Consider the following 4,597-nt stretch of genomic DNA (forward strand, 5'->3'; position numbering starts at 1 on the left):
TTCCGTAACATGAAAAGATCCGCCTGCGATCGTAGTTCTACCAACTCCACCTGTTCTGCTAGGGTAAGAGTGTGTTCCTGGTTACGCTCCAACAACTCGAAAGGCCGTGCCATCTCCTCCTTAGTCTTGTGACCTGTGGCAACCTTCCATAAAGCCTCATCTTCCAAACGGTCAAGAGCGGCTAAATCTGCCTTAAACTCATCGGGTGCATTCTCCCAATCTGGAGGACTACCGACTTTCAGCGCATGGAGCATGACCTCTTCAAGCGATCGCCCTGTTGCGATCGCTGTATTGACCAGTCGTTGATAGATAGGGTCTGGAAGTTGCAGTGTGACAGTTGCAGTCATACGAGGACAACAAGTTTATCTCCTTATATTCTACCGGGAGCATCTCTGAGCGAAGTTTTCCTGTAGTTGGTATGCGATCGCAAAGCTGAAGGCGAAACTGCTCCAACGAAATGACATGTAATCCCTCGGTAAATTTAGTAAGGCTTGAAACTGCTGATATGTATAGGTTTAAGCTTCTAAACTAACAAAATGACATGGAATTCTTCGGTGATCGCAGAAGAACGATTAAATCGTTTCAGGGCAAAGGTTTCAAGCAATGACTTACGCAGTGACATTTATTTCTTCGGCAGCCCCACGAAATGACACATAATTCTTCGGTTGAATTTTCTTTAAAGATCAATAGCTAAAAAACCCAGAAGGTTTGCAGGACAAGGCTTTGAGCCGAAGGGCTATTGTGACATTCCTTCGGTTGTGACACTAATTTCTTCGCTCTACAACAGGCTTTGACCTCTCAGACGATGTGATTAACGCCCAGGGCGGCAACGACGTGGTTTGGGGCTTGAGCGGGGATGATCTGCTGCGGGGCGAGGCTGGCGACGATACCCTCTTTGGGGGCGCTGGCAAAGATTATCTTGCTGGGGGTGACGGCAATGACATGCTGTTCGGTCAAGACTGGGATGATTTTCTCGTGGGCGATCGCGGGGATGATTTGTTGTTCGGTGGCAGCAGCAGCAATACGCTGTTGGGGGGTTTAGGTCGAGACACCTTTGTTCTATCGGGGGAAGGCACCGACCTTGTACTCGATTTCACGCTGGGTCAAGACCGCCTCGGACTCGCCAACAACTTGACGTTTGACCAGCTCAACATCGTTCAGGGCACCGGGATTGATTCCAGCAGCACCTGGGTGAAGCTCAATAGCACTGGGGATACGGTGATGACGCTGAATAACGTGCAAGCCAGCGCCTTGACGCGCGATCTGTTCCTCCCAATTTCTGCGGCTCAATCCACTCCACTGACTTCGGTTTGATTGCGAGGTGGAAAAACTAGCTTGCCCGAGACGATCGCCTAGTTACATGGAGCAGGCGATCGTCTTGGGGCAGATAAATCCGGCGTTGCTGGATGAGCAGCAGAAATGCTTACTCTCTAGCTTGAAATGTTTCCTCTAGCGAGGCTGGAGCTTCTAACTTCAGTCGCACGGCATCTCGCGAAATCGCGAAATCAGCACCAATGCGAGAACCGTTGCCAGGTAGGACAACGCCGACAACAAAAAGGGTGAAATACTCACCCCCGCTCCCTGGAGAAATAATCCCAAAACGCTAATCCCACCAAACAAGTAAGCTCCAGCAAAATTCGCTCCGATTTCCAGGTGGCAAACACAACCAGTGCAAACGCAATCCAGCCGTCATGTTCTCTGACCATAGCGGCGTATAAACTAGCGATAAATAACCGCCTGCGAATCCCGCCATTGCGCTGCCGAACAGCACCGTGCTAACCACATACATACCAGAAAATTGTCCAAAGCGACTTTCGCTGACTGCTCCCACAGGCATCAAGTGAATTCCCGTTGACAAGACGGAGGACTTAACTGCCTTTTGCCTCTAAAACGTAGTTTGTGACCTTGCTCCTACACCACGCACTTGCCAGTATTTCATCTAGCATCGCTGCGTGTTTATTTCCTGTGCACCGAATCGCTTTAACGACAGCATAGATGTTACGGTCCCAGATTTTTTGAGCTAAAGATGGACAGTTCACGCGAACGATTTGGGCTAAAACTTGTTTATCCAGACGATCGAGGGCACTGAGTAAGTTGATCGCCTCCGCCTCTCCCGGCATGACGCGAAGATTGATAGGGCTCAGCAGTTGACGCACTTGTTGGCTGAATTGCTCGACCTCCAGATGAGTGGGTTCTGACTGCGAGATCGCCTCCAGCGCCAAAATCAAGCTGCGTGCCGCACTACCGTCCAGCTTTCCTTTCTGCAATAGTTGGGCGGGAAGTTGACCAATGATCAGAGGAACCTCAGTTGGGGCTTGGCGGTAGCATTGTATCCACTTGGCATTCTGGTTTGACACACATCAATCTTCTAAAGCTCAATCATCCGTGCGGTCATAGTTGATAGCAAGAGACTGATCTCGCCACTCTCTCAGCATCTGTGGCACGATCGAACTGAAGATGGCGGATACCCTCTACTTCAATGAACGGCAACTGGTCAGGCTGCTGCTTGAACCTTCAAGCGCTTCAACCTGTGCCGGAGCAAAGCCTCGCGCTGGATCACAGCTTGATCACCGGACTCAAGCTTCAATCCAGACACTGACAACCCCTTTACTAGACTATTAAACCGAGCGATGGCAACGACAAAAATCAGAAAGACGCCTGGAGTTTGCAATGGAGCCGCGTGTATCGGGCGGACGCAGATCCCGGTATGGGAAATCATCGCTTTGCAGTTGCAGGGCTGCTCAGAAGCCAACCTGCTCAGCGACTACCCGCAACTGACCAAAGACGATCTTAAAGCGGCCCGTACCTACTACGCTCAACATCCAGAAGAGATTGACGCGGCGATCGCCGCTGAGAACTCGGACTAGTGCACCCTTGCTTCAGTCGTGCCTAACGCCTGCAGGGTAATTTTCTGTGCCTCTGTCAAACCCATTGTCCCTGTCATCACGGCTCCTTCGTAAGGACGGGGACACCGCAGGGTTTTTAGACTCGTTCCAGCTGCAAGGTTCCAAACGTTGATCGTTTCATCCTGACCACTGCTTAAGAGAATTCCGTTATGCGGGTTTTGGGTAAGCGACCACACCCAGTTCTGGTGTTGTTGGAGAATGGCGATACATTCACCGGCGGCACCATTCCAGAGGCGGATCGTTTTGTCAGCACTGCTGCTGCATCGGCACTGAAGACTAGCGATAAAACTTGGCTGGTGTGTCCCTCAAACGTTTTGATGCACTGCCCTGTTTCAACATTCCACAGTTTGACCGTGCGATCGTCACCTCCCGTTGCCAACCACTGACTATCAGGACTGAAGGCGACAGCCCAGACGCGATTTAGATGCGCTCTGAGCGTGTTCAGACACTGCCCAGTTTTCGGATGCCAGAGTTTAATTGTTTGTTCATAGCCGCCACTCGCTAGCCACTGTCCATCGGGGCTAAAGGCGACTGATAGAACGGAACTGGTATGCTCCTTGAGTGTTTGTAAGCAATCACCCGTCGCCACCTCCCAAAGCTTGACCGTGTGATCGTAGCTGGCACTCGCAAGCTGTTTACCATTCGGATGAAAGGCGATCGCCCAAACCCAACTGGTGTGTCCATGCAGCGTCTTCAAGCAGTGCCCTGTATGGGGATTCCAGAGTCTCACCGTACCATCGGGACTGGCACTCGCAAGGACTTGACCGTCAGGACTGAAGGCAACCGATAGCACGCGTCCGGTATGCCCTCTTAGAGTGCGAAAGGGGGAATGGGGGGATGAATCAGTGAGGGTCTGTGGATTAAAATCCCAGAGTTTGATTGTCTGGTCTTCGTGTCCACTCGCGAGCAAATGATGCTGGGTGCTGAGGGCGATCGCATAAATCGAGTTGCTGTGCCCTTGTAACGTTTTAGTGCATTGCCCGGTTTGCAGATCCCAAAGCCGCGCCGTGTAATCTTCGCCACCACTAGCAAGCAGCGGTTGAGTGGGATGAAAGGCAACCGACCAGACAAAGTTTGTATGTTTCTGAAGCGTTTGCAAACAGTGTTTGGATGCCATGTCCCAGAGCTTCACGGTTTGGTCATAGCTGCTGCTTGCCAGCGTTTTACCATCCGCACTGACGGCTAGAGAGGTGACAGGTTTGTGATGACCGCTCAAGGTGGCTCGACAAGTCCCTGTGTCAATGTCCCAGAGTTTCAGAGTTTGGTCATAGCTGCCACTGATGAGTTGCTGTCCATCTGGACTCAGGGCGAGCGTCTGCACACATTGCCCGCTCTCAACCTCCCAGCGTCGGATAACATTGTCCTCCCCGCCACTGAAGAGGGTTTTCCCATCTGAATGAAACATGAATGAAACACAGCACTCCAAACACAAGCAGCGTGACTGTGGAGTGACTGCACACACTGCCCGGTGGCGACGCTCCAGAGCCGAATGGTTTGGTCGCCACTGGTGCTGGCAAGCCACAAACCATCTGGGCTGAAAGCAACCGAAGTGGCAATTCCGGTGTGTCCTTCTAGCCGTTTGAGGCATTGCCCGGTCTGACGATCCCACAGCCGTACTTGGTGATCTTGACCACAACTCGCAAGAATGGGCTGCGTGGGACTGTAGGCAACGCTCCACACCCAACTGTTGT

The 4,597-nt window shown here is 51.8% G+C and carries 6 protein-coding genes and 1 pseudogene; 2 read left to right on the forward strand and 5 right to left on the reverse strand.

The genetic code is table 11. The features are described from left to right. Positions 1-347 (reverse strand): hypothetical protein (locus H6F43_RS02300; protein WP_190340394.1); only part of this gene is annotated, 347 nt, incomplete at its 3' end. 460 nt (positions 348-807) lie between these two features. Between H6F43_RS02300 and H6F43_RS02305 the strand changes: the two genes are divergently transcribed. Beyond that, positions 808-1,314, forward strand: a complete 507-nt coding sequence (locus tag H6F43_RS02305; RefSeq protein WP_190340395.1) for a hypothetical protein — start codon at positions 808-810, stop codon at positions 1,312-1,314. A 109-nt stretch (positions 1,315-1,423) separates the two neighbouring features. On the opposite strand, the pseudogene H6F43_RS22940 reads toward H6F43_RS02305, so the two are convergent. After that, a pseudogene (locus H6F43_RS22940) lies at positions 1,424-1,771 on the reverse strand (ABC transporter permease); the annotation flags it as partial. Between the two features lie 97 nt (positions 1,772-1,868). Beyond that, positions 1,869-2,357 (reverse strand): hypothetical protein, encoded by a 489-nt coding sequence (locus tag H6F43_RS02315; RefSeq protein ID WP_190340396.1) that lies wholly within the window; start codon positions 2,355-2,357, stop codon positions 1,869-1,871. 273 nt (positions 2,358-2,630) lie between these two features. Here H6F43_RS02315 and H6F43_RS02320 point away from each other — a divergent pair, with 273 nt between their 5' ends. After that, a complete protein-coding gene (locus H6F43_RS02320) occupies positions 2,631-2,867 on the forward strand; it encodes a DUF433 domain-containing protein (RefSeq protein WP_190340397.1) in 237 nt (78 codons plus the stop codon). Positions 2,868-3,039: 172 nt separating this feature from the next. Here the strand turns inward: H6F43_RS02320 and H6F43_RS02330 are convergent, their stop codons facing one another. After that, positions 3,040-4,227, reverse strand: a complete 1,188-nt coding sequence (locus H6F43_RS02330; RefSeq protein ID WP_190340399.1) for a WD40 repeat domain-containing protein — start codon at positions 4,225-4,227, stop codon at positions 3,040-3,042. Beyond that, on the reverse strand, positions 4,209-4,597 hold a 389-nt coding region (locus H6F43_RS02335), incomplete at its 5' end, for a hypothetical protein (RefSeq protein WP_190340400.1). The genes H6F43_RS02335 and H6F43_RS02330, both read right to left, overlap by 19 nt.

It is taken from the genome of Leptolyngbya sp. FACHB-36, from assembly GCF_014695955.1.
In the GTDB taxonomy this organism is placed as follows: Bacteria; Cyanobacteriota; Cyanobacteriia; order Leptolyngbyales; family Leptolyngbyaceae; genus FACHB-36.

Coding starts and splice junctions, on each gene's coding strand:
- H6F43_RS02320 (WP_190340397.1), top strand. CDS start 2,631: ATGGCAACGACAAAAATCAGAAAGACGCCTGGAGTTTGCAATGGAGCC.